Below are 26,668 nucleotides of genomic sequence, written 5' to 3'. Positions count from 1 at the left end.
CGCGTCCATGGCCTTCCCCCCGGAAGGCCACCGACGTCACTTCAAAGCCCTTCCAAAGCTCCATCGTCTCAGGGGGCGGGCTGTCCGCTGAGCTACGCCGCGATGTGAGCCGTGGCCTAGAAGCCCCGCAGTGCTCCACCGTCACACGCGATGGACTGGCCGCTGATGTACGCGGCCGGCTCCGACGCCAGGAACGTCACCAGCGCCGCGAACTCCTCCGGCCTTCCCAGCCGCCTCGCGGGGATGTTCGGCGCCACCTTCTCGTCGGACAGGCCCAGGTCCTTCATCCGGTCCGTCGCGTGGTAGCCCGGCAGCGCCGCGTTCACCGTGATTCCATACGGCGCCACTTCGTTGCTCAGGCTCTTCACCAATCCCAGCAGCCCCGCACGCAGGCCGTTGGACACCGTGAGGTTGTTCATCGCCTCGCGCGCCGCCGTGGACGTCACCAGCACGATGCGGCCCCAGCCCTGTGCCTTCATGCCCGGCAGCGCTTCCTGGATCGCATCCACCGTGGCCAGCCACAGGCTCTGGAACCCTGTCTGCCATTGCTCCACCGTGATGGCCTCGAAGCCTCCGGACGGCGGGCCCCCCGCGTTCACCACCAGCACGTCCAGGCCGCCCAGCTTCTGCGTGACTTCACGCACCAGCCCGCGCGCGGCTCCGGCCTGAGTCAAGTCACACGGCACCGCGAGCGCCGCGCCCAGCTCCTTCGCCGCCTTCTGGAGCTTCTCCCCGCCTCGCGAGGACACCGCCACCGTCGCGCGCTCCTTCACCAGCGTGTCCGCGATGGCGCGCCCCAGCCCCGAGGACGCGCCCGTCACCAGCGCCCGCCTACCCTTCAAGCCGAAATCCATCCGCGTGCTCCTCCATGAAAGGGGTCAGCCGGCCGCGAATCAGCTTCGCCGCCCGGTCCAGGTCCACGTCGTCCGGCCGCTTCAAGTCCTTCGCCAGCTCCGCCACGATGCCGCCCGCGATGGCGCCCACGCCGTACGCCAGCCGGTAGGGCACCCGGCTGAAGCTCACCAGCGTGTAGCGGCTGACGAACTCGCCCGGGAACGCGTTGAGCAGCACCTTCTCCACGCCCTTCTCCAGGAGGAAGCGCGGATCCGCCGTGCTGTCGCGCATCTCGATGAAGTTCTCCACCGCCATGTCCGCGATGGCGTCCGCGTTCGTCTTGCGAAGCCGCTCGAACTCACCGAACGCCGCGGCCCAGTCCGCCTGCTTCGACAGGAGCGCGTCCAGCACCACGCAGTCCTCGAAGCCGCAGTTCATCCCCTGGCCGTAGAACGGCACGATGGCGTGCGCCGCGTCTCCCAAGAGCAGCGTGCGCCCGCCCGCGTGCCACGGCGCGCACTTCACCGTCACCATGTGCCCGGTGGGTCGGGAGAAGAACTCCTCCACCAGCCCGGGAATCAGCGCCTTCGCGTCCGGGAACTGCTCCTGGAAGAACGCCTCCAGCGCGGCGGGCGTCTGGAGCGTCGCGAAGCTCACCGGCCCCTCCCACGGCAGGAACAGCGTGCACGTGAAGCTGCCGTCTTCATTCGGCAGCGCGATGAGCATGAACGTGCCGCGCGGCCAGATGTGCAGCGCGTGCTTCTCCATCTGGAAGCGCCCGCCCTCGCCCGGCGGAATCGTCAGCTCCTTGTAGCCATGCCCCAGCGTCTGCGAGTCCGTCTGGGATTGCAGCGCCTCCCGCACCGCCGAACCCGAGCCGTCCGTGCCGAACACCACCGCGTCGCGCACCTCCCGCGTCACGCCCGTGGCCTCATCCAGCACCGTGAGCAGCCCCGCCGCCGGATTTGCCTCCGTCACCCGTTGACGGAAGCGGATGGACACGCGGCCCGTCCCTTCCGCCTGCGTCATCAGGAACTTGTTCAGCCAGCCGCGCGAGATGGAATTGATGTGCTGCGAGTCGTCCTTCCCATACGGCTGGAAGGCCAGCTCGCCCTTCACCGGGTGGATGACCCGCCCGCGCATGGGGATGGCGTGCTTCAGCGCCTCCTCCTCCAGGCCCACCTGCCGCAAGGCGTGCAGGCCGCGCGTGGAGATGGCCAGGTTGATGGAGCGCCCCGCGTCCAGCGTCTCACGGCGCATGTCCGCCCGGCGCTCCAGCACCTCCACCGTGTGGCCCCTGCGGGCCAGGTACAGCGAGAGCAGCGAGCCCACCAGGCCCGCTCCCACCACCGTCAGCTTCGACTCATTCGAGGGCATGGGCCTCCAGCGCCTTCACGAAGCGGAAGACGTCCAGGTACGTGTTGTAGAGGGGCGTGGGCGCGGCGCGGATGATGTCCGGCTCGCGGAAGTCGCAGATGATGCCGGCCGCGGACAGCCGCTGGAGCAGCCGCTTCGGCTCGCCCTTGAAGCGCAGGGACAACTGCGCCCCGCGCTGCTTCAGGTCGCGCGGCGTGGTGATGGTGACGTACCCCGCGGGCAGCCGGTCCAGGAGGAACTCCAGGTAGCCCGTCAACTGGTCGCTCTTCGCGCGCAGGGCCGCCATCGTCGCCTTGTCGAACAGCTCCAGCGACGAGCGCAGCGCCGCCAACTGGAAGATGGGTGGGTTGGACAACTGCCACCCCTCCGCGCCCGGCAGCGGGTCGAAGGTGGGGCCCATCTCGAAGCGCGTGGCCTTGTTGTGCCCCCACCAGCCCTCGAAGCGCGGCAGCTCCGGCGAGTGCGCGTGGCGCTCGTGCACGAACACGCCGCCCAGGCTGCCCGGTCCGCCGTTGAGGTACTTGTACGAACACCACACCGCGAAGTCCGGCCCGTCGTCGTGCAGCGACAGCTTCAGGTTGCCCGCCGCGTGCGCCAGGTCGAAGCCCACCTTGCAGCCCTGCGCGTGCGCCACGCGCGTGATCTCCCTCAGGTCGAACGCCTGCCCGGTGAGGTAGTTCACGCTGCCCAGCATCACCAGCGCGAGCTCCTTCCCGTGCCGCTCGATGGCCTCCAGGATGTCCTCGGGGCGCAGCGTGTCCTCGCCCTCGCGGGGCATCAGCCGGACGATGGCCTCCTTCGGGTCGTAGCCGTGGAAGCGCGCCTGCGACGCCACCGCGTACTGGTCCGACGGGAAGGCGCCGCCTTCGATGAGGATTTTGAAGCGCTCGCGCGTGGGCCGGTAGAACGACACCATCATCAGGTGCAGGTTCACCGACAGGGTGTTCATCACCACGACTTCAAGGGGCTGCGCGCCCACCACCCGCGCCACCATGTCGGTGAGCTGCTCGTGGTAGGGCAGCCACGGGTGGCGGCCGTGCACGTGGCCCTCCACGCCCAGCCGCTCCCAGTCCTCCATCTCCATCTGCACGTACTTGCGCGCCTTGCGCGGCTGCAGCCCCAGCGAATTGCCCGCCAGGTAGATGGCCGGCGCGCCGGAAGGGGCGGGCGGGAAGAGGAACTCGTCGCGCAGGGGCCTCAGCGGATCCGCCGCGTCCAGGCCGTAGGCGAACACATCGGTGTTCTCGTAGACAGGGGCCGTCATGGTGCGAAGTCCTCGTGCGAGCGCCCCAGCCACTCCAGGGCATTGCGGGAGAGCAGCCGCTCGCGCACGGAAGGCGCCAGGTCCGTCAGCGACTCGATGAGCGTGCCGGGCCGCTCCTCGCCCAGCGGGAAGGGATAGTCACTGCCCAGCGCCACCTTGTCCGCGCCGAACAGCTTCACGATGCCGCGCAACGTCTCCGCGTCGTGCACCAGCGAGTCCACCCAGAACCGTCCCAGGTAGTCGCGCGGCGCGACGGGGTTGTCCACCGCCACCAGATCCGGGCGGACCTCGAAGCCGTGCTGGATGCGGCCCAGCGTGCCGGGGAACGCGCCGCCGCCGTGCGCGAAGGCCAACCGCAGCTTCGGCAGCCGCTCCATCACCCCGCCGAAGATGAGCGAGCAGATGGCCAGCGACACCTCCGCCGGCATCCCCACCAGCCACGGCAGCCAGTACTTCGTCATCTTCGCCTCACCCATCATGTCCCACGGGTGCACGAAGACGGCCGCGCCCAGATCGCTCGCCGCCTGGAAGAAGGGGAAGAGGGCGGGGTCGGACAGGTTCAGGTCATTGACGTGGCTGCCAATCTGCACGCCCGCGAACCCCAGCGTGCGCACGCAGCGCTCCAGTTCCTTGACCGCCAGGTCGGTGGATTGGAGCGGCACCGTGCCCAGCCCCACGAAGCGCCGGGGCGCCGTCGCCACCGCGCCGGCCAGGTGGTCGTTGAGGAAGCGCGCCACCTCCAGGCCGTCCTGGGGCTTCGCCCAGTAGCTGAACAGCACCGGCACCGTGGACAGCACCTGCACCTGGACGCCGTGCGCGTCGCACTCCACGACGCGCTGCTTCGGGTCCCAGCAGTTGCTTTCGATCTCGCGGAAGAACTTCCCGTCATCCCGCAGCATCCGCGCGCGGCAGGGCGCGTGGTGGTCCAGCGTGATGAAGCCGCCGTAGCCGAAGCGCTCGGCGAAGCGGGGGAGCTCCGGGGGGAGGAGGTGCGTGTGGATGTCGACCTTCACTGGGGCGCACCACCCCGCGTCACCTTCGTGCCGCACTGCTTGCAGGTGCAGTGCTCCGGGTTGCCGTAGAAGTGCTCGAACACCGGCGGGAGCTGCGTCACCAGGTTGGTGACGTGCAGCGACTCCTCATAGAGCTTCTCGCCGCACTTCGGGCACAGCCACAGGAAGGAGTCCAGCTCCTGCGGCTGGCGGCGGCGCTCCAGCACCAGGCCGATGGTGTTCGGGGGGCGCTGCGGCGAGTGAGGCACCTTGGGCGGCAACAGGAAGATTTCGCCCTCGCGGATGGGGATGTCCCGCACCTGCCCCTCGTCGATGACGCGCAGGGTGATGTCGCCCTCCAGTTGGTAGAAGAACTCCTCGCCCTCGTTGACGTGGAAGTCCGTGCGCGAGTTGGGCCCGCCCACCACCGTGACCATGAAGTCCCGGTCCGCCCACACCTGCTGGTTGCCCACGGGCGGCTTGAGCAGGGGGCGGTGCTCGTCGATCCACTTCTTGAAGTTGATGGGGGTCAGTCGGCCCATGTCACACGTCTCCAATGGTGGCGATGCACTTGAGCTCAATCGCGATGGGCGTGGGCAGCGCGTTGATCTCCAGCGTGGTGCGGCACGGCGGGTTGTCCTTGAAGTACTCCGCCCACAGCCGGTTGTACGTGGGGAAGTCCCGCTTCATGTCCGTGAGGTACACCGTCACGTCCACCAGCCGCTCCCACGACGAGCCCGCGTCCTCCAGGATGTAGCGCACGTTGCGGAACACGGAGTGGACTTGCGTCTCGATGTCGTACGAGACGATGTTGCCCGCCGCGTCCAGCTCCACGCCCGGGATGGCCTTGCTGCCGCGCTCGCGCGGGCCCACGCCGGACAGGAACAACAGATTCCCCACGCGGCGCGCGTGGGGGTAGAGCCCCACCGGCTCCGGGGCCTTCTTCGAATCGATCCGCTCGCCAGCGCTCACGTGTCGCTCTCCCCGCTCAAAGCTTGATGCAGACGTTCTTGGGCTCGGTGAAGAAGCGCAGCGCGTCCCAGCCGCCCTCGCGGCCCACGCCGGACTCCTTCACCCCGCCAAACGGCGTGCGCAGGTCGCGCAGCATCCAGGTGTTCACCCAGACGATGCCGCTGTGCAGCCGGGCCGCGAACCGGTGCGCGCGCGCCAGGTCCTTCGTCCACACGCTGCCGGCCAGGCCGTAGCGCGTGGAGTTGGCCCAGGACAGCACCTCCTCCTCGTCGTCGAAGGGCATGAGCGTGGCCACCGGGCCGAAGATCTCCTCCTGGTTCGTGCGGCACGTGGGCGCCAGGCCCTCCACCAGGGTGGGCTCGATGAACCAGCCGTTCGCGCAGCGGCCGGGCACGCTCGCGCGCTGGCCGCCGGTGAGGACGTGGCCGCCCTCCTGCTTCGCGAGCGCGATGTAGCCCATCACCTTCTCGAAGTGCTCGCGCGACACCAGCGCGCCCTGGTCCGTGCCCTCCACCAGCGGGTCGCCCACCTTGAGGGCCTTCGTGCGCGCGACCAGCGCTTCCTTGAAGCGCGGATACAGCGAGCGCTGCACGAAGATGCGCGGGCCGCAGAGGCAGATCTGTCCTTGATTCGCGAAGGACGAGCGCAGCGTGGTGGCCAGCGCCTCGTCGAAGTCGCAGTCCGCGAAGATGACGTTGGGGTTCTTGCCGCCCATCTCCAGGGACAGCTTCTTGAACGCGGGCGCGGCCACGCGGGCGATCTCCGCGCCCGTGCGCGTGCTGCCGGTGAAGGAGATGGCGCTCACGTCCGGGTGGCGCGTGAGCGGCCCGCCGACGTGGGGCCCCAGGCCGTGCACCAGGTTGAGCACGCCCGGCGGCAGCCCCGCGTCGCGGCACACCTGCGACAGGAGGAAGGCCGTCATCGGCGTCACCTCCGACGGCTTGGCCACCACGCAGTTGCCGGCCGCCAGCGCGGGGGCGATCTTCCACGTGAGCAGGTACAGCGGCAGGTTCCACGGCGAGATGCAGCCCACCACGCCCAGCGGCGAGCGCAGCGTGTAGTTGAGCGCCACGCCGTCCATGGGGTGCGCTTCACTGGAGAACTGCGTCGCCGCGTCCGCGAAGAACTCGAAGTTGAGCACGCTGCGCGGGATGTCCACCGTGCGGGCCACGGAGAGCGGCTTGCCCGTGTCGATGGACTCCGCCCGCGCGAAGGCGTCCAGGCGCTCGTGGATGAGGCCCGCGATGCGGCGCAGGTAGCGCGAGCGCTCGATGGCCGGCAGGGCGGACCACGCGGGGAAGGCCCGGCCCGCGGCCTCCACGGCGGACCGCACGTCCACCTCACGCGAGTCCGGCACGTGCGCGTAGCGCTGGCCCGTCGCGGGCTCCGGCTTGTCCAGCCACTGGCCGCCCGCCGCGGGCACCAGCTCGCCACCGACGTAGTTGAGGACCTTCTCCAAGGCAGCGCCCTCCTGAAGGGAGACGCGGCAATGTATGTCGCGGCCGTCCGCCGCCTCCAGGATTCCGAACAGTCGGCGTTGGATGGCGCTCGCTTGCGCGGCCGTCTGGCGCCCAGCACCTCCAGGACCCGCTCCACGGGTGAATCCTTGGTGGAATTGCGGGCCGGGCATGGAAAAGATTCGCGCATGACCTCGACTGTGGATGTAGCGGCCCTGGCTGGAATCCTGGACGCGGCGCGGCGCGAGCGGCGGGAGGTGCCGCCCCTGACGCACGCGCACCCGAACCTGACCGTGCCGGACGGCTACGCGGTGCAGGCGGAGGGCATCCGGCTGCGCGAGGCCCAGGGCGAGCGGGTGGTGGGCCTGAAGATGGGCTTCACGTCGGAGGCGAAGCGCCAGCAGATGAACCTGGGCTCGCCCATCTTCGGCGTGCTCACGGACCGGATGCGCGTACAGCCGGGCGGCGTGGTGCGCGTGGGCGCGGGCATCCACCCGCGCATCGAGCCTGAAATCGCCTTCCGCACGTCCAAGGAGCTGAAGGGCACCGTGACGCGCGACGAGGTGCTGGACGCGTGCGACGCCGTCTTCGCGGCCATGGAGGTCCTGGACTCGCGCTTCGTGGGCTTCAAGTACTTCAGCCTGCCGGACGTGGTGGCGGACAACGCGTCGTCGTCGCTGTTCGTGCCGGGCGCCCTGGAGCGCGCCCCGCGCGAGCTGGACCTGACGAAGCTCCAGATGCGCATGGAGGTGAACGGCAGGGTGGAGGGCGAGGCGCGCTCGGACGCCATCTCCGGGGACCCGGTGGTGTCCCTCATCCAGCTCTGCGCGCTGCTCGCGGAGCGCGGACAGGTGCTGCCCGCGGGGAGCCTGGTGCTGTCCGGCGCGGCCACCGCGGCCTACCTGATGAAGCCCGGCGACCACGTGCGGCTGACCGTGGACGGGCTGGGCACCGTGGAGGTGACGGCCGCGGAGTAGGCGCTCAGTACAGCAGGCCTTCCTTCGGCTGGACGGGCGGGGGCAGCTCGGACTCGCCCAGCATCTGCCGCAGGTTGATCTCGATGGTGCGGCACAGCGCCGTCATGGGCGTGTCGCTGACGGCGTCCTCGAAGGGGTTCTCCACGTCCCGGCCCACCGCGTCCATGGCGATGAAGAGGAACGCGATGATGGCGGTGACGAGCGGCGTGAGTACGCCCAGGTCCGCGACGACGCCCAGGGGCAGCATGGTGAGGTAGGCGCGCACCATGGCGTGCGGGAGGATGTCGTACTGGCGGGGCAGGGGCGTGTTCTTGATGCGCTCGCACGCGCCCAGGTAGTTGGTCAGCTCCGTGAGCGTCTCGTCCATCGACACGCGCATGTAGACCTTCTCCGGGTGTTCGATGTCGCTATAGATGCGGCGCATGCGCGTGCCCATCCACAGGAGGATGGCGGCGGGCACGTTCTGCTCCACGCGCAGCGCCTCCAGCACGGACGGGCGGAAGAACGGGGTGATTTCCGGGAAGGGGTCCTGCCGCCGCAGGTGGCAGCGCAGCGCGTTCACGAAGCCGATCTGCGCGTAGACGAGCTCGCGCGCGTCCTCGGAGATGCCCTCGAACATGCTGGGGATGCCCCGGGGAGACTCCACGCCCGGGTGGAGGAACGTGGCCAGGTTCGCGCGGGGCGCGCCCGGGCCGCGCAGGTCGCGCGCCTGACCGAACTGGTCGCGCACCGCGCCGTCACCCACCTTGGACCAGGCGGGCGCCAGCGCGGGCCCCTCCGGCTGGACGGCCACCTGGACCAGGCGGGACGCGGCGGAGGGCGTCTCCGGGGTGCCGTCGCTGCGCTGGGCGCGGGGCGCGGGCAGGAAGGTGAGCACCTGCCGGGCCAGCGTCCGCGACGCGTTCACCAGCCCGCCCCAGAGGGTGCGCGCCTCCCACCAGCGCTCGTAGGCGGAGTTGTTGCGGAAGCCGAGCAGCACGCCCAGCGCCGCGGCCAGCAGCGTCACCGGCAGCGCCGGCACCGACAGCCACCTGGCGTCCAGCGCCTCGTAGCCCAGCGAGATGGCCAGCGCGATGGCGATGTGGACGACGACGGGGCGCCCCGTGTAGCGGAGGATGATCCGCCAGGACAGCATCCGACCGACGATCATCTCCCGGGGCTCCCCTACAGCGCAGGTGCTGCGTGTGGAGCTGGATGTAGTGATGCCCCCGTGGCGCGGCAATGCGCCGCGTCACCTTCGCGCCTCCGCCCGGACGGAAGCCCGCCTCCGCACGCCCCGGGAGCGTGCGGAAGCGGACGGACGGACGCGGAGGCGCCCGTCAGGCCCGCGACTTGGAGAAGACGATGCTCGCGCCCGTCCCCGGCACCGTCACGGTGAAGGTGCGCTCCACGGTGGCCAGGCCGTTGCCGCCGCGCGACGCCAGCTCCAGGAAGAACGCGCCCGTGGCCTTCAGGTGGAAGGACTGCGCCCACGACTGGGACAGCGCCTTGAACGCGCCGTTGAAGACGGACGGCGAGCGCTGCTCGTTGTTGCGCAGGTCCAGCAGCCCCGCGCGCAGGTCGCGCCACTTGGACACGGTGCCGGGGTTCTTCTGGATGACCTCCGCGAACGTCAGCATGCCGTTGCCCAACTGCCCCTCGGTGTACGCGAAGTGCCCGACGAGCGGGTGGTTCTTCAGGTTCGCGGCGGCCGTCTTCGCGGCGTCGGCGGCGGACCAGTTCTGCTCCAGGTAGGCCTTCCACAGGGGCGCGTAGATGAGCTCCCGCACGGCGGGCCGGTCGCGGCACGGCACGCCGTACCAGGGCAGGGCCCGGCCCAGCGCGCGAGCGAAGGCGGCAGGGGCGTCCGCGTCCGCCGCGTGGGTGATGACGTCGCGCAGCGTCCGGTTGTCCAGCTTCAGCTCCACCCGCGTCTCCAGCTCCCTGCCGCCGGAGGCGTCGCGGATGCGCCGGAGGACCTCCTCCTCCTCGGCGTCGTCCAGCGCGCCCCAGACGATGGCCTCGTCCACGGCCTGGCGCAGGTCGTGTTCCGACAGCTTGCGCGCGTCATGGGCCAGCAGCAGGTACAGCCCCAGGTCGAAGTCCGCCACGGTGGGTGACTTGCGGAACTCCGCCATGTCCGCCTTGAAGTCCGCGGTCCAGTGCATGTACGGCGTGAGCAGCGCGCCCTTGTAGCTGCGCACCCCCAGGAAGGAGACGCGCTGGGGCGATTCCTTCTCCAGGCTGTTGCGCTGCACCACCTGGGTGAGCTCGCGCGTGTCGCTGCCGCCCAGCGCCCACTTGCCCAGCTTCAGGGAGAAGCCCCAGGCCTTGGACTCCTTGTTGACCTCCTTCAGCAGGCACTGCTCCAGCGCCATGCCCTCGGCCTGCATGCGCTGCATCGCGCTGTCCATCCGGCCGGACACCAGCAGCGGGTGCAGGGCGCGGGCCTGGGCGTCGGTGCACACGGTGGACAGCAGCGTGGTCTGCTCGCGCAGGCGCAGGTACTCGTAGCGGAAGCCCGCCTCGAACTTGGACTCGGCCAGGGCCTGGACGCGCGCGCGCACGTCCGCGCGGAGCTTCTCCCACTGCGTGCGCAGCGCCGTGGTGTTGGCCTCCAGCTCCCCGAAGCCCAGCCGGTCCAGGATGATGCGCAGGACCTTCGTCTCGTTCTCCGACAGGGTGTGCGCTTCCAGCTTCGTCATCAGGGCGTCGAACTCGGACAGCGGCACCGACAGGAGCCCTTCGAGCACGTGCTCCACCTGGGAGACGACGGCGGCCGGGTCGGTGAGGCTCGCCTCCACGTGCAGGCTGGCCGTCACGCCCGCCTCGCGCGCCACCACCTTCTTCACCTGCACGCGCACCTGGCCGGGCTCGGGGCGGGAGAAGATGACGGCGTAGTCGTCCACCACCTTCACCTTCGCGGACACGGTGGCGCCCGCCTTGGCCTCGAAGGCGACCATCGTGCTGGCGGACAGGAGCTTCGTCAGCGTCTGGAGGTTGGACGTGTAGACGTCCGTCCAGTCCAGCGTCGCGGTGACGGACAGCTCGCCGCGCGCCTGGAAGGCGATGGCGTCCCCCACGCCCAGCGTGTCCAGCGACGACGTGAGCAGGGGCAGCCGCAGGTTCGGCGCGTCCGCCTTCAGCGCGTCGCGCGCCTTCGTGTCCTGCGGGTGCCGGTGGTAGTCCGCCAGCAGCACGCGCACGTCGCCGTTGGCCGCGAGCGCCACGTAGGGCAGCGGGACGCCGACGTCCGCCTTCACGCGCGCCTCCACGCCGTACTTCAGCCACGCCTGGTCGCCGCCGTAGACGAGCGCCGGCGCCAACTGCGTCGCCGCGTCGCCGGGGGCCTCGCCCACCACGCCCGCCGCGTCCACGTCCGCCGGGGCGTCATAGCCCTCCACGAAGCCGCGCGCGGACACGTCGAACGCGAACGTCAGGGAGCCCAGCTTCTGTCCCGCGGGCAGCGCATAGCTGGCGGTCGGCAATTCCACGCGGATGTCCGAGCCCTTGAGCGGCGCATCCGGCAGCACCTTCGACACTTCATCCAGCAGCGCGAGCTTCCACGACATGACGGCTCCCTCCCACGACGTCCACGGAAAGGCCGCATCCTACATCGCCGCTCCCACGTGGGAGGCCGGACGTGAAGCGGGCGCGGGCGACCCACCAGGGCGCCGCCGTCACCAGCTCAGGACCTGTCGGAGCGCTGTGGCGGATCATCCGCCTTCACGTCTGGCCCCAGCGCGCGTGCATGCCTGAGGGCCTCTTCCTGAGCCCCTGCTAATTCTGTTTAGAGGGCTCGAAACCAAAGCTGTGGGAGAGGGCGAGGCCGGAGAAGACATCGCTGAGGCCCGCACCTGTGTCCTTCCAGGTCAAGTTGAGCGCAAGGACCGTGTCCTTCGTCACGGGGTAGGCGATGCGAGGCCCGAACTCGAAATTGGACCCGTCCGCCTCGCATGGGTCGGTGAGGCAACCCTTGAGCTTGAAGGCACCACTCAACTCCAGCTTGATTGGCGTCGTGTAGTTCACTGCCCCTGTTCCAGACAGTGTCCATGCGCGTCCGCCGCCAGTCTCGACACGGTCATTGGCGACATCGCCGTTGAGAATCAGCGAGAAGCCTTGGACAAGCGGGACTTCCATGGACCCGTTCACAGCGAACTTCGCGAAGCGGCCCGTGTCAAAGTCATGGGCGGCGGCAACGCCCAATGCGAAGTTGGGGCGAAAGCCATACGCGACCTGGAGGTCCTTGTTGACGACGGGCGTGCCAGATGTGTCTTCGCAATATTTCAGGCTCTTGTTGAAGGCCTGCTCTTCTTCATCCGTCATCGTTACGCCCCGCTTCCCTACATTCGCGGATGCAAGGCACTGATCGACCGCCTCCTGCGTTCTTTCACGGATGGTGTCCAGCACCTTGTCGGAGAGAAGTGCTGCGACACGCGTGCTGTAGTTGAACTTGAGGCCCAGCGAAGCCTCCTTCGTGTCGGGGGCGTACGAACCGCTCAGTTGCAACGTCCCCCAAGGACGGTTCTTGAAGGGGTCGAAGAGGCTCCAGACGTCTCCACTGAGCTGATAGGCGCTCCCTGTCTCTGTTGTCTCCGCTGACACCTTGAAGAGCTCGCCGAAGGTGGGGCGGCTGAACAACTGAGTCGAATTCGTCACTGACCATGGGTCCGGGTTGGCTTCGGAGCCGCGCTTCGTTGCCTCGTCCGTGCCTGCGGCGAGCGCAAATGGCGCGTACCTCTGTCGTTCCTCGTCCGTCAGGACCGGTGTCCCCGCTGATGACGCGGACGCGGTGTCCTGGGCGGCCGCGGAGAAGGTGCTCAATGCGAGGACAAGCGTGGCCGCGACCTGAACCGTGTGCATGGAGGCCAACTTCATGGGATCTTGACCTTGAAGACGATGACGTTGTCGCTCGCGGCATCACTCGGATCCGTGCCCTCTTCCACTGGCTCGTGAGATGGAGCCTGGCCAGATACCCATGCGTAGAGCTTGAACTTCCACCCCTCCCCTAGAAACCGCAATGACGCGCTGACTTTCTGGCCTGGAGCGTAGTTGATGGAGACGCTGTTGGTGCCCCCCTTGCCGGTGACTCCGACGGCGTGCTTGCCGTCGACAAAGTAGCGGATGAAAACCGGGGTCGAGGGATGGGTCCAGACGAGTCGAAGTTGGACTGTACCCTCAGTTGGCGCCAAGGCATTGATGCCCGCGGCGCCCAGCGCGTTGACGGCACCTTCCAAGGGATGCAGTGCATCGAGCACCCCGAACATGTCTATCGCCGCGGCGTCGACAAGGCCAGTGGAACTCGGTGCAATGAACGTGACCGGTTCTCTCGCCTGGGCCTTGCGTCCCGCCACAGTCTTTGACTTCTTCTGTGACATACCCCCTCCTGTGAATTGAGGAGGGAAATGCTAATTTGAATGTCAGGCTTTTGGCAATCTCGTCACTCATCAGGTGCTGCACTGCATGGGGATGCAGGGCTCAACGGAAGTGCTGTGTCGTGAGCTGGGTCCTTTTCTACACCTCTTGGATTGAGCCAGGATGTTGATCTTCAAGGCATGCTTTGTTGTCACGTCAGTGCAGACCGCATGATGCCTTGAGTCTGTTTTGCAGGGAGTAATGATGGCAGGGATTGGTGCGCCATCGTTGACTTGCGGTGCTCGCCTGAGTGAAGGCGAGGCGTTCGTGCACGGGCTCAGCCGACACATCTGGGTCTGGCCATCCGCAGGCGTGGAGTGGATGCGGCTGAGTCCTCCGGCGTCACAATCCGTGACGGCCGCGGCTACAGCGCCACCGACTCAGGGCACGTCCTGGACGTGCTGGAGCAGGAGCGAGCCGTCCGCCTCCACCACCAGCGGGTCGGGCATCATCCCCGGGATGCACGAGCGGATGCTGACCCGGGTCTCGTCCACGGGCTCCAGCACCAGCGACGTCGTGCGCGTGGGGAGCGCGCGCGGCCACTGGCCCTTCTCCGCGCGGGCCACGTCGACCTCCACCAGGGCGATGAGGGCCTCGGAGCGCAGCGCGCGCAGCTCCAGCGCCTCCAGGTCCTCCGGCGACAGGCGCACCGCCGGGGCCTCCTCCTGGCGGAAGGACTCCCCGGCCTTCCGGGCCTCCAGGGCCGCCAGCGCGCGGCGGCGCTCCTCGGCCGGTTGGTCCACCACGGCGAGCAGGCGGTCCGCGTCCTCCACCCACTGACGCCACTGGAGCCGGCGGGACAGGGCGCCGGGCTGCCCGGGCGCGTCGAACCACGTGGGCGGCAGCGCGGCGCGGGCGTCGTCGGAGAGCAGGTCGCGGAAGGCGCGGAGCTGCGCGGCGACGGACTCCTCGTGCAGCGTCAGGGACACCGGGGGGAAGCCCTCGTGCAGCCGGGTGAGCTGCGAGACGGCCTGGCGCTTGCGGGTGAGGGACGCCGCGTCGAGCGCGTCCGCGCAGGGCCGCCACGCGCGCGCATAGCCGGCCGCGGACAGCCGCAGCCCCACGAGCCCGCCGCCCAGGGCCAGCTCCCGGCTGAGCGCGAGCGTGTCCACGCACGTGTCCACCGCCGCGTCCGCGTCCCCCCGCGCGACGAGCCGCCGCGTCTGAAGCGCCGCGTCCTCCACCACGCGGCGGAGCGCGTGGAGCAGCGCGTCCCGGCGCGACAGCTCCGGACCGGACAGGGGGCGCAGGTCCTCCGGGAGCCCACCGGCCTCCGCGTGGGTGGCGGCGAGCACCTGTTGCGTCAACGGCAGGCCCCGCTCCAGCGCTTCCTGGCGGGGCGCGGGGAGGTCCGTCACCGGCGCGCGGCCCTCCGTCACGGCCTCCAGGGTCTGGGCCTCCGCCCCGGTGGAGGGCGGGGTCTCGCGGGCCCGCTGGAGCAGCGCGGGCAGCAGCGGCGCCATCGCGTCCCCGAAGGTGCCGGGCCGCGTGGCGGTGAGGTGCGCCGGGCGCGGGTGCTCCGCGTGCGCCAGCGTGTTCACCTCGCGCAGCAGCCGCTCCTCCAGCGCGTCGGTGCGCAGGTGCCGGTGCGCCAGCGCCCCGAGGCTCACGAGGACGGACAGGGACACGCCTCCCATGAGGGCGGAGAGGGGGCGCTTCAGGGCCATGGGGACGGGACTCCAGGAGGGGGACCTGGAATGTCGCACGAAACGGCGGAACCCCGACAGCCTCCCCTGGAGGACGGCGTTGCCTGGCGAGCAGCAGGCCCACCTCCAGGTCATGGCGCTTGTCAGGTCCTCTACCGGGCAGGCGCACCCAACCGGCGCAAGAGGAGGTCCGCCAGGTCGCGGGCCTGTGAGCGGATCTCCGGCACGGCGGTGGTCTCCCACAGGTCCCCCCGCCGCGTGGGGCCCAGCGTGAAGAGGTGGGCGGAGGGCTGCCCGCGCGCGTCCAGCACCGCGCCGTCGGGCGCCGTCGCCAGCCCCATGCCCAGCGAGTCCGCGTGGGCCTGTCCCGTCTCCAGCAGGCCGCGCAGGACGGGCTGGCCGCGCGAGGCCGGGTTGGACTCGGGGCCGGTGCAGTTGATGACGTGCCGCACGCGCAGCACCCGGGGCTCGCGCTCGCCCCGGGGGCGCAGGTGGACCGCCACCGCGTCCGGCTCCAGCTCGAAGCCGAGCACGCGGGCCGGGTGGAGCACCAGCCGCCCCTCGCGCCGCCACGCGTCCATCGCGTCGTGGATCTCCGGCGCCATGCGGTGGCGGTGCACCTCCCAGTACGCCCGCAGGTGGCGCAGGAACCGCCGCCGCTCCGGCTCCGACAGCCGCTGCCACAACGGCGTCGTCACCGGCCGCAGCGAGTCCACCGCCGCGCGCCAGTCCGCGCCCGCCGCCGCCTGCGCGTCCACCTCCTGGCGCATCGTGCGCAGCACGTCGCGGATGCGCAGCGTGCTGAACGGCACCACGCTCTCCGAGGACGGGGACGCGGCCTGCGTGGCGGTCTCCGCGTCGCGACAGCGGTCCATCTCCCGGCGCACCGAGCGCAGCAGCTCGCGGATGCGCAGGGGCTCCGCCGCGGCGGGCGTCTTCGCGCCGTGCGCGCGGTGCGGGTGCGGCAGCAGGCCGTGGCGCGACAGCGCGTGCACCGGGCCCTGATGGCCGCGCTCGCCCAGCGACAGCACCGTGTCCACCATGGTGAGCGCCGTGCCGATGAGCAGCACCGGGTCACCCGGGCCGATGCCCTCCAGCGCCCCGGGCACCCACGGCGAGCGGTGGTAGCGCGGGCTCGCGTACAGCCCGCCGTCCGGCACGCGCAGGTCCGCGGGCATCGCGTTGCCCAGCGCCAGCACCGCGCACTTCGCCTCCAGGCTCTGGCCGCTCGCGAGCGACACCTTCACGCCGTCCGCGGTCTCCACCACCGCGGTCACCTCGTCGCGAGGCGTCTCCAGCCGGACGCCCGGCGCGGCCTTCGCGGCGGCCTCCTTCAGCACGAACTCCAGGTACTGGCCGTAGCGGCGGCGCTCGGCGAACGCGGACGGCGGCGTGTCCGGCGCCTCCAGGCGCAGCCAGCGCAGGAAGTGCTCCGGGTCGTCCACCCAGGCGCTCATGCGGCCGGCCGGCACGTTGAGCAGGTGACGCGCGCTGGTGGTGGAGTACGCGACCCCCCGCCCCAACTGCTCCCCCCGCTCCACGAGCGTCACGCGCAGGGGCGAGCGCGCGCCCCGCAAGAGACTGGCCGCGAGCAGCGTTCCGCTGGCGCCCGCGCCGATGATGATCACGTCCTGCCGGGAGTTCACCGCGCGATTCTAGGGCCGGCCCCCCCGGATGCCATCCCTCCCAGGCGTCGTCACCCGCGCGGATTGTCCGTCGGCCCACGGCCCCGGGCCCCCCGGCCCGGCTCGGAACCTGACTCCGGAGCCCACCGTGTGACGGCGGGGCCCGGCGGACCTCAGACCGCCGGGCGTGCCTCGGGCTCCGAGGGGAGGGAGGGGGCGGGGGGCGCGACCTCCAGCCGCTCCCCGATGCGCGTCAGCCCCTCGCCATCGCGGGCGCGCGCATGCACCCGCGGATAGTCGGCGAACGCGGTGCCCAGCCACCGGTCCAGCACCACGGTGTACAAGCCGTAGTGCCCCTGGTAGCGCGCGTGGTGCAGCGCGTGGAACGTGGGGGTGAAGAAGACGCGGCCCACCCAGGACGTCACGAAGCGCTTCGGCAGCCACTCCGTGTTGCCATGCCCGAACGCGTTGAGGACGTAGTTGGTCAGCATGTAGGCCAGCACGCCCACCTGCGTGCCCGGGAACACGTGCAGGGCCGCGAAGTGCAGGCCGAGCCCGCCGACCATCAGCACCACCCGCTCCGCCACGGAGAAGGACAGCGCGGTGAGCGGCTCCGTCACCTGCGCCACGTGGTGCTGCGCGTGGAAGCGGTAGAAGCGCGGGTGGTGCAGCAGCCGGTGTGTCACGTAGAACCACACCTCGAAGCCCACGAACATCCACGCGTACGACCACAGCGCCGTGGACAGGCTGAACGGCGCCATCAGGGGCCCGGTGAAGGACCGGAACGCCCCGATGAGCACCGCGTCCGTCAGCACCACGCCCACCGCCGCCAGCGCCTCGCTGCGCAACTGCCCCTTCGACAGCTCCCGCCGGTACACCCGGAAGCGCGCCGCCAGCCGCGTGCGCCACACCCCCCAGCCGCCCGCCACCGTCAGCAGCTTGACGGTCCCCGAGATGAGCAGGACCACCAGGAACACCCTCAGCGGCGACGGATTCTCGGGCAGCAGCGGATGCATCACGGACCTCGCGAAGGCCAGCACACCTCCGGGCCAGGCATGCCCGGACACCCCCATGGATAATGCCCCTCCGCGTCTATTGTCAAATCTGACAATAGCAAGGGGTGCGTTGAACGACGGGGCCCGGTGGCTAGGATGCGCCGGGATGGCACCCAGGCGTCCCCAGGGCCGGGCTCCGGCCCGGCGCACCTCCGCTCCCCGTCGTCCCGCGAAGCCCGCCGCGCCCCGCAAGCGGCGCACCCCGGAGGAGGCGCGCGAGGCCATCCTCCAGGCCGCCGAGCCGCTGCTCGTGGAGCAGGGGCCGGACCGGGTGGGGCTGCAGGCGGTGGCGAAGGCGGCGGGGGTGAGCCACGCGCTCGTCACGCACTACTTCGGCACCTACGAGGCCCTGGTGCGCGAGGTGCTCCTGCGCCGCAACGAGCTGCTGGCCGCGTCCTTCCGGGAGCACCTGCTCGCGGCGGAGGCGCCGCCGGACGCCGGGGCGCTGCTGGAGCGCTTCTTCACCGTGGTGCAGGAGGGCCAGCACAGCCGGCTGATGGCGTGGGCGCTGCTCACCGGCCGCGCCGAGCACATGCCGTTCGTGCGCGCGCAGGGCCCGCGGCTGCTGGCGGACGCGCTGGAGTTCCAGGCAGGCCGCGTGGCCCAGACGCAGGGCACGCCGCCGCCCTCGCGCGACACGGTGGACATGACGCTCATCGTAGCGCTGTGCGCGTCGCAGTGGTTCCTGCTCGCGCGCGAGGTGCTGCTGCCCGTGCTGGGGCATCCGGTGGACGCCGCGTCGGACGCGCGCTTCCGCGAGGTGCTCGGAGGGATGCTCCAGCGCTCGCTCGGGGTGAAGCCGCCCGGCGGGGGCTGATCAGGTCCAGTCGGCCTGCGAGCGCTGCGCCTGCACGAAGGCGCCCGCCACCGGCAGGGTCACCCGGAAGACGCTGCCCCGGCCGGGCGCGCTCTCCATCGTCAGCGTGCCGCCCAGCGACGTGACGATGCCATGGCACACCGCGAGCCCCAGCCCCGTGCCCACGCCCAGCGGCTTGGTGGTGAAGAAGGGGTCGAAGATGCGCTCGCGGTGCTCGGGCGCGATGCCGCAGCCGGTGTCGCGCACCTCCACCAGCACGTGGCCGGGCTCGCCGGGGCGCGCCACCACGCGCACCTCGTTGCCCTCCGCGTTCCCCGGCGGGATGGACTGCGCCGCGTTGAGCAGCAGGTTCAAGAACACCTGCCCCAGCCGCGAGCCGTTGCCCTGCACCGGCGGCACGCCGTCGCACTCCACCACCAGCCGCGCGCGGTGCCGCAGCTCGTGCATGGCCATCTTCGCCGCCGTGCGCACCACCGCGGCCAGCTCCGCGGGCCCGCTGCCCACGTCCTCCGCGCGCGACAGCGTCTGCAGGTCCCGCACGATGAGCCGGATGCGCTCCGCGCCGTCGCGCGTCTCCGCCAGCGCCTCCAGGATTTCCTGCCGGTCCTGCTCCGACAGGCGCTCCTTCTGCTGCAGCTCCTGGTGGATGTACTCCAGGTTGCTCAGGATGAAGGCCAGCGGGTTGTTGATTTCATGGCCCACGCCCGCCGCGATGCGCCCCAGCGCGATGAGCCGGTCCGCGAAGAGCAACTGGGCCTGCGTCGCGTGCAACTGCTCCAGGCTGCTGGACAGCTTCGCGTTGGCGGCCTCCAGCGCCGCGGTGCGCTCGCGCACCGTCTCCTCCAGGAGCCGGTTGTCCGAGCAGGGCGTCTCCACGGCGCACCGGGTCCTGGAGTCGGGGCCCAGGCGCTCGAAGGCCTGGCGGAGCGTGCCCCGCCGCCGCGTCATCGCCGCCAACCGCCCCACCTTCGCTCGTAACGTCATCGCGGCCCGCTCCACCCACGTCCAACCGCGGCCGTCACCGCTCCTCGTAGCGGAGGTTCCCTGCTTCCGGGCCACGGCCTGTGGACGGCCATCCAACACCGCCGCCCCGTGCCCGGCAAGGTGTGCGCGGGTCCAGGATGCCGTCGGGCCGACACCGCGTGGGCGTCACGTCCCGGCTGTCATTTTCCATTGGGGGGTCGGGCGCGCGGGAGGGGAGCTCACCGCACGCCCGGCGGCTTCTGGACACGCGGCCCGAGGTGATGCCGGGGCCGTCCATGTCCAGCGCGCTTCACCACGGGTTCAACAGGTGCTTCCGCTTCAGGCGCCGCAGTCCGCGCGGCAGCTCTCCGCCGTGGCGCCGGGGCCCGCGTGCTCGGTGAACTGGCACACGCCGTCGCCGCAGCGGAACAGCTCCGTGGGCTGCACGCGCGTGGTGATGGCCGGGTACGTCTTCCCGTTATACGTACAGTGCGTGTAGTAGGGCTGGCTCGGGTCGGCCTTGGTGCAGAACTGCGAGCAGCTCCCGATGTTCGTGATGGGCGCGCAGGCGTCCGCCGTCAGCGACAGGCCGCACGCGCGCGTGGTGCTCTCCGCCGCGCTGAAGTCCCGGTCGCGCGCCGCGAACAGGCCCTCGTTGGTGAAGAGGTTGCCGAAGAAGCACGCCTCCTTCGCGCTGAACTGGGACAGCTCCTCGGCGGAGTAGGGGATCGCCGCGCCATCGGCCGTGCGGCCCAGCACGGACAGCGCGATGTGCAGGCCGTACTTGTTCGCGTGCGCCGCCAGGCACGCGCTCACCGCCTGCTGCTCCGCCACCGTCGCGGCCTTGCCCGCCGCCCAGCCCGGCGCCAGGCCCAGGGCGCCCGGCCACGTGTACTTCACCCCGGTGGTCGTGGACTGGAAGGTGCGCGTCTGCCCCTCGGGCACCGAGCACTTCACGATGTACGCCATCACCATCGGCGCCGTGTCCGCGTTCTGGTTGAACCACTCGTTGAAGCCCTGCGTGGACAGCCCGTTGACGGTGAGCCCGTTGACCGTCAGCCCGTTGACGGTGAGCCCGTTGACCGTCAACCCGTTGACGGTCAGCCCGTTGTCCACGTGCTGCGCCTGGCCCACCGACGCGGGATCAGCCCCCATCATGGCGTCCTCCGGCATCGCCCGGCCGCAACCCACCAGGGCGAACAGCGCCCCCGTCATCAAGGCCGCCTTCAGGGGTTGGCGTGAGGCAACTCGGTTCCACCACTCGCTGCATCCACTTCCAGGCCGAAAAGCAGGGGTGAGGCGCATGTAGGGGCTCCCGCTCGAGGGAAGTCGGAGGTCCGACTTCCAGAATGTCAGGCAGTCCAGGCTTTCAGCCAGAAAGGTGCTGAAACTGTCAGACAGGGGAATCGTGACGGATTCAGGATCTAAAATAAATACGTCTTCGTCAAAAAATTATGGTGTGGGTCCAATTCTCACGGGGCCAGACGTGTGCCGGTGAAGGGAATGGAGCCACAGGGCTGAGGCGCGGTGCTGCGGGGGAGGAGGAGGCGGGGACGGCGGGGACGGCCTACGGCGGAGGAGGAATCTCGAGGAGCTGGGACGCGGGACGCGTGATGGCGAAGCCACCGGGGTCCCTTACGTTCCAGGTTGCCACATGCGTGACCGGGCCGCCTACCACCTCGGCCTCGCCGGAGTCGCCGCGTGTCTCCGCCTCACCCTGGTGGAGGCAGAGGTGGACGCGGGCGTGGACGGCCTCGGCCAGGCGCTGGGCTTCGGCTTGCAGGTCTCTCAGGGGTTGGAGGGCCTGGGCGGGACTGCCGCCGGCGGTCAGGGGGCGCACGCCCAGGAGCGCGGTGCCCGTCTGGAGCGCCAGGGTGAAGCTCTCCGCGCGCAGGCCCTGCTCCAGCGTGTCCATGACGGTGGCGAGCGCGGCGTAGGTGGTGTCGTCGTCCAGGTCCGAGGCGGGGAGCACCACCTCCGCGTTCACGGCGAGCACGAGCCGCGTCTGGCTCTCCACCTGGTTGGGCTCCTCCGTGGCCTCGCGCAGGGCGGTGAGGAAGGCGTTCACGCTGGGGTAGCGGCGGGTGGCGTCCTTGTCCAGGCAGCGGAGCACCACCGCGTCCACGGCGGGGGACACCGGGGCCTTCACGCTGGGGCGCGGCGGCGGGGCCTCCAGGTGCATGCGCTCCAGCTCCAGGCGATCATCGGACTGGAAGGGGTAGCGGCCGGTGAGCAACTGGTACAGGAGCACGCCCAGCGCGTACACGTCCGTGGGCGGCCCGATGCTCCCGCCGCGGAACTGCTCGGGCGCCATCGCGTGCGCGGTGCCCAGGCGCTGGCCGGCGGTGGTGAGCCCCTCCTGGCCGGGCTCCTGCTGGATGAGCTTCGCGATGCCGAAGTCCAGCAGCTTCAGCCGGGGCTTCTCCCCCTCCTCCACCACGAGGATGTTGCTGGACTTCAGGTCCCGGTGCACGACGCCCGCGCGGTGCGCCGCCTCCAGCGCGCCACAGACGGGCTCCAGGTACGCCAGCGCGCGGGACGCGGACAGCCGCCCGCGCTCCTGCACCACCTGGCTCAGCGTGCGCCCGGAGAGCAGCTCCATCACGTAGTAGGGGCTGCCGTCCGGCATCAGCCCGAAGTCGTAGACGTCCACGATGTTCGGGTGGTGGATCTGATTGACGACGCGCGCCTCGCGCACGAAGCGCTGCAGCATCTCCCCCTGGTCCGCCAGGTGCGAGTGCAGCACCTTCACCGCGGCGTGCCGCCCCAGGATGCGGTGCTCCGCCTCGTAGACGCTGCCGTGGCCGCCGGCCGCCAGCATGGACTTGAGGACGTACTCACCCGCCAGGGTGCCCGGCCCGCGCTCGGCACGGGTGGGTGTGTCGTGCCCCTTGTCCGGGGCGCTCGCGTTCGCGCGCGCCTGGATGCGGAAGGTGCTCTCGGAATCCACCGCCATGAATGCCCCGCACCCTACCATCCACGGGGTGGGTCGCGAGTGCCCGTGCCGGGTGGGGGGCCCTGCCTGCCTGCCTGGCCGTTCACCAGGAGTCAGGCTCATTGTCCTCCGGGTGCAGGGGACGTTCATTGGAAGCCGTTGGGGTATGGTTGCGGTCCGGCCCAGGACCTCGGGCCCACACGGAGCGCGGCGTCATGCACGACAGGCGGCGAGGACACGGCCAGCCCGAGCGCAGGGGGACGTCAGGGGGCTTGCATACATGATGACGTTGGTGGACGAGCTCACGACCTGCGCGGGCCAGTCGGTGACGGCCCCGTCCTCGACCGGGGCGTGCCTCATCCTCATCAGCACCACGACGCCGGCGGCCATTGGCAAGGCGTACCGGTTGGAGCCGGGCGAGCACGTCATCGGGCGCGGGTCGGAAGCGGAGGTGCGCATCGACGATCACGGGGTGTCGCGCAAGCACGCGCGCATCCTGCGCAAGCCGGATGGCTCGTGCCTCGTCACGGACCTGGAGTCCACCAACGGCACGTTCCTCAACGGCCTGCCGGTGTCCACCGCGGAGCTGCAGGAGGGCGACCGGCTCCAGGTGGGCACGGTGACGGTGTTCCGCTTCTCCCGGCGCGAGGTGCTGGAGCAGCGCGAGGAGCAGCTCCGGCAGGCGCTGTCCGCCGCGCGCGTGGGCATCTGGGACTGGAACGCGAAGACGGGGCAGGTGACCTGGAGCGAGCACGTGGACCGGCTGCTGGGCCTGGCCGTGGGCAAGCTGTCCGGCCGCGCCATGGACCTGGATGAGGTGGTCCACCCGGCGGACCTGCCCCGCCTGCGCGCGAACCTGGCCACGGCGCTGGCGCAGCGCTCGCAGGTGGACGTGGAGTACCGCATCGAGCCCGCGGGCAGCGGCTACCGCTGGATTTCGTGCAAGGGCGACGTGCTGCTGGACGCCGCGGGGCAGCCCGCGCGGGTGACGGGCACGGTGATGGACATCACCGCGCGCAAGCAGGCGGAGCAGGAGCTGCACCGCCAGGCGCTCATCTTCGAGAGCATCTCCGACGGCGTCGTCATCACGGACCTGGCGGGCGGCGTCATCGACTGGAACACCAGCGCGGAGCGCATGTTCGGCAGAAGCCGCAAGGAGGCCATGGGCCAGACGCTCTTCAGCGTGCTGCACCCGGGGGAGCCGGACCGGCTGACGGGCGCCATCCTCACCGCGCTGGAGGTGCACGGGCGCTGGAGCGGGGAGCTGGAGTTCAAGCGCGCGGACGGCATGGCGTGCGTCTGCGAGTCCGTGGTGGTGCCGCTGCGCGACGCGGAGGGGCGCATCATCGCGAACATCATGGTGCACCGCGACCTGAGCGAGCGCCGGCAGCTCCAGGCGCGCCTGGTGGTGGCGGACCGGCTGGCCAGCGTGGGCACGCTGGGCGCGGGCGTGGCGCACGAAATCAACAACCCGCTGGCGTACATGCTGGTGAACCTGCACCTCATCCGCGAGGGGCTGGACAAGCTGGAGGCGCAAGGCGCCCCGTCGGAGCCGGTGGCCTCCATCCAGCAGTTGGTGCGCGAGACGACGGAGGGCGCGGAGCGCATCGCGACCATCGTGCGGGACCTGAAGGTCTTCGCGCGCGGCGAGCAGGAGTCGCGCCCCATGCCGGTGGACGTGCGCCGGTCGGTGGAGCTGGCGTGCAAGATGGCGGACAACGTCATCCGCCACCGCGCGCGGCTGGTGACGGAGTTCGAGCCCGTCCCCGCGGTGGAGGCCAGCGAGGCGCGGCTGTGCCAGGTGTTCCTGAACCTGCTGCTCAACGCGGCGCAGGCCATCCCGGAGGACCCGTCCTCCGTCACCGAGCACGAGATTCGCGCCATCATCCGCCCGGGCGAGCCGGGCAAGGTGGTGGTGGAGGTGCGCGACACCGGCGTGGGCATGACGCCGGAGGTGCTGGGGCGCATCTTCGACCCGTTCTTCACCACCAAGGCGGTGGGCGTGGGCACGGGGCTGGGGCTGTCCATCTGCCACGGCATCGTGGAGTCCATGGGCGGCGCCATCCACGCGGAGAGCACGCCGGGGCGGGGCAGCACCTTCCGCGTGGTGCTGCGCTCGGCGGCGCACGAGCCGGACCTCTACCCGCGGCTGTCCACGACGGCGCCGGCGGGGGCGCGGGCGCGCATCCTGGTGGTGGATGACGAGCCCAACGTGACGGTGGCGCTGCAGCGCTCGCTGGCCTCCGAGCACGAGGTGTCCACCGCGAACAGCGCGCAGGCGGCGCTGCGGCTGGTGAACGAGGGCGGCCGCTTCGACCTCATCCTCTGCGACGTGATGATGCCGGGGATGACGGGCATGGACCTGTACTTCGAGCTGGGGCGCTCGGTGCCGGAGCAGGCGGGGCGCATGGTGTTCATGACGGGGGGCGCCTTCACCCCGCGCACGACGTCGTTCCTGCGGGACGTGCCCAACCTCAAGCTGAGCAAGCCGCTGGACCTGGCGCAGTTGCGCGAGCTGGTCGGCCGCTCGGCGGAGGCGGCTCGATGAGCGCCTCCTCCGGGCACCCCGCCGCTCCTCCGGAGGTCGCGGCGGGGCCGGAGGCCCCCGCGGCCGAGGCGGCGGCGGGGATGGGGCTCGCGGGCGCGCCGGCGCCAGAGGGCCGGGAGTGGACGGCCCGGTCGCTGGGGATGGGCCTGCTCATCGGCGTGGTGCTGGCCGTCACCAACCTCTACATGGGGTTGAAGACGGGCATGTGGGACTCGGGCTCCATCGCCGCGACGGTGCTGGGGTTCAGTGCCCTGGCGCCTTATGGGCGCAGGCGGGGCGTGCCCTACACGCCGCTGGAGAACAACCTCACGCAGACGGCCGCGGCGGCGGTGGGCGCGATGCCCGCGTCGGCGGGGCTGCTGGCCGCGATCCCGGCGCTGGCCCTGCTGGGCACGGGTGTGCCGGGCTGGGGCATCGCGGTCTGGGGGCTGGTCCTGGGCGTGGTGGGCGTGCTGCTGGCGGGCTTGTTGCGGCGGCGCCTGCTGGAGCAGGAGGCCCTGCCGTTCCCCACGGGCATCGCCACCGCGGAGCTCATCTCCACGCTGCACGCGGCCACGCCGTCCGAAGCGCAAGGCTCGCGGACGGGAAGGGGCCGGACGCTGGTGGGCGCCGGGGTGGTGGCGATGGCGCTCACCTGGATGCGCGATGCGCGCGGCTGGCTGCCGGGGATGGTGGCGCTGCCGGGCCGCGTGGGCGGCGTCTCGCTGGAGTCGCTGACGTGGGGCGTGGGCATGAGCCCCATGCTGCTGGCGGTGGGGATGATGACGGGCCCGCGGCTGGCGTTGAGCATGCTGCTGGGCTCGGGGCTGGCGTGGGGCGTGCTCGCGACGCGGCTCCTGGACACGGGCCTGGTGGCGGGCGCGGGGTACGAGCTGCTGTCCTCGTGGCTGATATGGCCCGGCGTGGGGTTGATGGTGGGCGGGGCGGTGATGTCGCTGGCGGCGCAGGCGAGGGACTTCCTGGGCGCGGTGAAGGACCTGCGCTCGGTGGGCGTGAGCCGGGGCGGGCTGCCCCGGTGGAGCCTGGGCGTGGCGGCGGCGGCGTGCGTGCTGGCGGTGGTGCTGGGCGGGCTGCTCTTCGGGCTGGGAGTCCCGTCGATGCTGCTGGTGCTCGCGCTGTTGGTGCCGCTGTGCGCGGTGTGCGCGCGAGGCGCGGGGCAGACGGACGTGTCGCCCGTGGGCCAGGTGGGGAACCTCACGCAGGTCATCTTTGGCGGGGTGCGGCCCGGGGAGTTGTCGTCCAACGTGGCGGCGGGGTCGGTGGTGGCGGGCGCGGCGGCGCAGACGGGCGTGAGCTTGTGGTCGTTGAAGGCGGGGCACCTCTTGGGGGCGTCGGCCTCCCGGCAGCTCGCCGCGCAGTTGGTGGGCGTGGCGGTGGGCGCGCTGGTGGCGGTGCCTGCCTATCTGCTGCTGGTGGACACGTACGGGCTGGGGACGGCGGTGTTGCCGGTGCCCGCGGCGGCGCAGTTCCGGGCGGTGGCGGAGGTGTCCGTGCGAGGCCTGGCGGGCCTGCCGCCCTACGCGGGCTGGGCCGCGCTGGTGGGCTTCACGTTGGGGGCGCTGTCGACGCTGGCCGCGAGGAGCCGGGCTGCGCGGTGGTTGCCGTCGCCGGTGGCGATGGGCATCGGCTTCATCACCCCCGCCTACTTCGCGGTGACGCTGTGCCTGGGCGCGGGGATGGTGATGCTCGCGCGGAAGTGGCCGAAGTCGACGGACGCGCACGTCTCCTCGCTGGGCGCCGGAGCGCTGGTGGGGGAATCGCTGATGGGGCTCCTCGTCGCGGCGACGACGGTGCTCTCGCGGTCGGCGTAAA

At 71.0% G+C, this 26,668-nt stretch carries 21 protein-coding genes; 4 read left to right on the top strand and 17 right to left on the bottom strand.

All coding sequences use genetic code 11. The features are described from left to right. Nucleotides 1-116: 116 nt before the first annotated feature. Genes K8556_RS32525 through K8556_RS32495 form a run of 7 tightly spaced genes read right to left on the bottom strand, consistent with a single transcriptional unit; the run spans nucleotide 117 to nucleotide 6,898 of the window. The gene (locus K8556_RS32525; protein ID WP_014393716.1) at nucleotides 117-854 is read right to left on the bottom strand and encodes an SDR family oxidoreductase; all 738 of its coding nucleotides are present in this window, start codon (nucleotides 852-854) and stop codon (nucleotides 117-119) included. Next, nucleotides 832-2,211, bottom strand: coding sequence for an NAD(P)/FAD-dependent oxidoreductase (locus K8556_RS32520; protein ID WP_223744001.1), 1,380 nt, complete (start codon nucleotides 2,209-2,211; stop codon nucleotides 832-834). The genes K8556_RS32525 and K8556_RS32520 overlap by 23 nt, the downstream gene beginning before the upstream one ends. Then, nucleotides 2,198-3,475, bottom strand: a complete 1,278-nt coding sequence (kynU, locus tag K8556_RS32515) for a kynureninase (protein WP_223744000.1) — start codon at nucleotides 3,473-3,475, stop codon at nucleotides 2,198-2,200. Before kynU ends, K8556_RS32520 begins: the two co-directional genes overlap by 14 nt. Then, nucleotides 3,472-4,488, bottom strand: coding sequence for an amidohydrolase family protein (locus K8556_RS32510; protein WP_223743999.1), 1,017 nt, complete (start codon nucleotides 4,486-4,488; stop codon nucleotides 3,472-3,474). Before K8556_RS32510 ends, kynU begins: the two co-directional genes overlap by 4 nt. Next, on the bottom strand, nucleotides 4,485-5,009 hold the full coding sequence (gene nbaC / locus K8556_RS32505) for a 3-hydroxyanthranilate 3,4-dioxygenase (RefSeq protein WP_223743998.1): 525 nt from the start codon (nucleotides 5,007-5,009) through the stop codon (nucleotides 4,485-4,487). Before nbaC ends, K8556_RS32510 begins: the two co-directional genes overlap by 4 nt. A 1-nt stretch (nucleotide 5,010) precedes the next feature. Further along, complete coding sequence (locus K8556_RS32500; protein ID WP_223743997.1) at nucleotides 5,011-5,439, bottom strand: RidA family protein; 429 nt, start codon at nucleotides 5,437-5,439, stop codon at nucleotides 5,011-5,013. A gap of 16 nt (nucleotides 5,440-5,455) precedes the next feature. After that, complete coding sequence (locus K8556_RS32495; protein WP_223743996.1) at nucleotides 5,456-6,898, bottom strand: aldehyde dehydrogenase; 1,443 nt, start codon at nucleotides 6,896-6,898, stop codon at nucleotides 5,456-5,458. Between the two features lie 186 nt (nucleotides 6,899-7,084). Here K8556_RS32495 and K8556_RS32490 point away from each other — a divergent pair, with 186 nt between their 5' ends. Beyond that, nucleotides 7,085-7,873 (top strand): 2-keto-4-pentenoate hydratase, encoded by a 789-nt coding sequence (locus K8556_RS32490; protein ID WP_223743995.1) that lies wholly within the window; start codon nucleotides 7,085-7,087, stop codon nucleotides 7,871-7,873. 4 nt (nucleotides 7,874-7,877) lie between these two features. Here K8556_RS32490 and K8556_RS32485 read toward each other — a convergent pair whose 3' ends face one another. The 7 genes from K8556_RS32485 to K8556_RS32455 all read right to left on the bottom strand — a co-directional run bounded on the left by K8556_RS32485 (nucleotide 7,878) and on the right by K8556_RS32455 (nucleotide 17,554). After that, complete coding sequence (locus tag K8556_RS32485) at nucleotides 7,878-9,023, bottom strand: bestrophin family protein (RefSeq protein WP_223743994.1); 1,146 nt, start codon at nucleotides 9,021-9,023, stop codon at nucleotides 7,878-7,880. A gap of 169 nt (nucleotides 9,024-9,192) precedes the next feature. Beyond that, nucleotides 9,193-11,424: a hypothetical protein gene (locus K8556_RS32480; protein ID WP_223743993.1), complete on the bottom strand. Its 2,232-nt coding sequence runs from the start codon at nucleotides 11,422-11,424 to the stop codon at nucleotides 9,193-9,195. A gap of 208 nt (nucleotides 11,425-11,632) precedes the next feature. Then, nucleotides 11,633-12,730 (bottom strand): porin, encoded by a 1,098-nt coding sequence (locus K8556_RS32475; RefSeq protein ID WP_223743992.1) that lies wholly within the window; start codon nucleotides 12,728-12,730, stop codon nucleotides 11,633-11,635. Next, nucleotides 12,727-13,230: a hypothetical protein gene (locus K8556_RS32470; RefSeq protein WP_223743991.1), complete on the bottom strand. Its 504-nt coding sequence runs from the start codon at nucleotides 13,228-13,230 to the stop codon at nucleotides 12,727-12,729. Before K8556_RS32470 ends, K8556_RS32475 begins: the two co-directional genes overlap by 4 nt. A gap of 417 nt (nucleotides 13,231-13,647) precedes the next feature. Then, a complete protein-coding gene (locus tag K8556_RS32465; RefSeq protein ID WP_223743990.1) occupies nucleotides 13,648-14,934 on the bottom strand; it encodes a hypothetical protein in 1,287 nt (428 codons plus the stop codon). Between the two features lie 131 nt (nucleotides 14,935-15,065). After that, complete coding sequence (locus K8556_RS32460; protein ID WP_223743989.1) at nucleotides 15,066-16,559, bottom strand: FAD/NAD(P)-binding protein; 1,494 nt, start codon at nucleotides 16,557-16,559, stop codon at nucleotides 15,066-15,068. Nucleotides 16,560-16,711: 152 nt separating this feature from the next. Further along, a complete protein-coding gene (locus K8556_RS32455) occupies nucleotides 16,712-17,554 on the bottom strand; it encodes a sterol desaturase family protein (protein ID WP_223743988.1) in 843 nt (280 codons plus the stop codon). A 145-nt stretch (nucleotides 17,555-17,699) separates the two neighbouring features. Here K8556_RS32455 and K8556_RS32450 point away from each other — a divergent pair, with 145 nt between their 5' ends. Next, a complete protein-coding gene (locus K8556_RS32450; protein WP_223743987.1) occupies nucleotides 17,700-18,410 on the top strand; it encodes a TetR/AcrR family transcriptional regulator in 711 nt (236 codons plus the stop codon). Here the strand turns inward: K8556_RS32450 and K8556_RS32445 are convergent, their stop codons facing one another. The 3 genes from K8556_RS32445 to K8556_RS32435 all read right to left on the bottom strand — a co-directional run bounded on the left by K8556_RS32445 (nucleotide 18,411) and on the right by K8556_RS32435 (nucleotide 22,329). After that, entirely contained in the window at nucleotides 18,411-19,394 is a 984-nt protein-coding gene (locus tag K8556_RS32445) for a sensor histidine kinase (protein WP_223743986.1), read from the bottom strand. Between the two features lie 318 nt (nucleotides 19,395-19,712). After that, nucleotides 19,713-20,588, bottom strand: coding sequence for a hypothetical protein (locus K8556_RS32440; protein ID WP_223743985.1), 876 nt, complete (start codon nucleotides 20,586-20,588; stop codon nucleotides 19,713-19,715). A 352-nt stretch (nucleotides 20,589-20,940) separates the two neighbouring features. After that, nucleotides 20,941-22,329 (bottom strand): serine/threonine-protein kinase, encoded by a 1,389-nt coding sequence (locus K8556_RS32435; protein ID WP_223743984.1) that lies wholly within the window; start codon nucleotides 22,327-22,329, stop codon nucleotides 20,941-20,943. Nucleotides 22,330-22,591: 262 nt separating this feature from the next. Between K8556_RS32435 and K8556_RS32430 the strand changes: the two genes are divergently transcribed. Together K8556_RS32430 and K8556_RS32425 are read left to right on the top strand one after the other, a co-directional pair. Beyond that, a complete protein-coding gene (locus K8556_RS32430) occupies nucleotides 22,592-24,856 on the top strand; it encodes a PAS domain S-box protein (protein ID WP_223744040.1) in 2,265 nt (754 codons plus the stop codon). After that, nucleotides 24,853-26,667 carry an OPT/YSL family transporter gene (locus tag K8556_RS32425; protein WP_223743983.1) on the top strand — a complete coding sequence of 605 codons (1,815 nt, stop codon included), beginning with the start codon at nucleotides 24,853-24,855 and terminating at the stop codon, nucleotides 26,665-26,667. The genes K8556_RS32430 and K8556_RS32425 overlap by 4 nt, the downstream gene beginning before the upstream one ends. The last annotated feature ends 1 nt before the right edge of the window (nucleotide 26,668 follow it).

This window comes from Corallococcus sp. AS-1-12 (assembly GCF_020036995.1).
GTDB lineage: Bacteria > Myxococcota > Myxococcia > Myxococcales > Myxococcaceae > Corallococcus.
The sequence above is the reverse complement of the archived record's forward strand: the minus strand, read 5'-3'. Positions and strand labels throughout refer to the sequence as shown.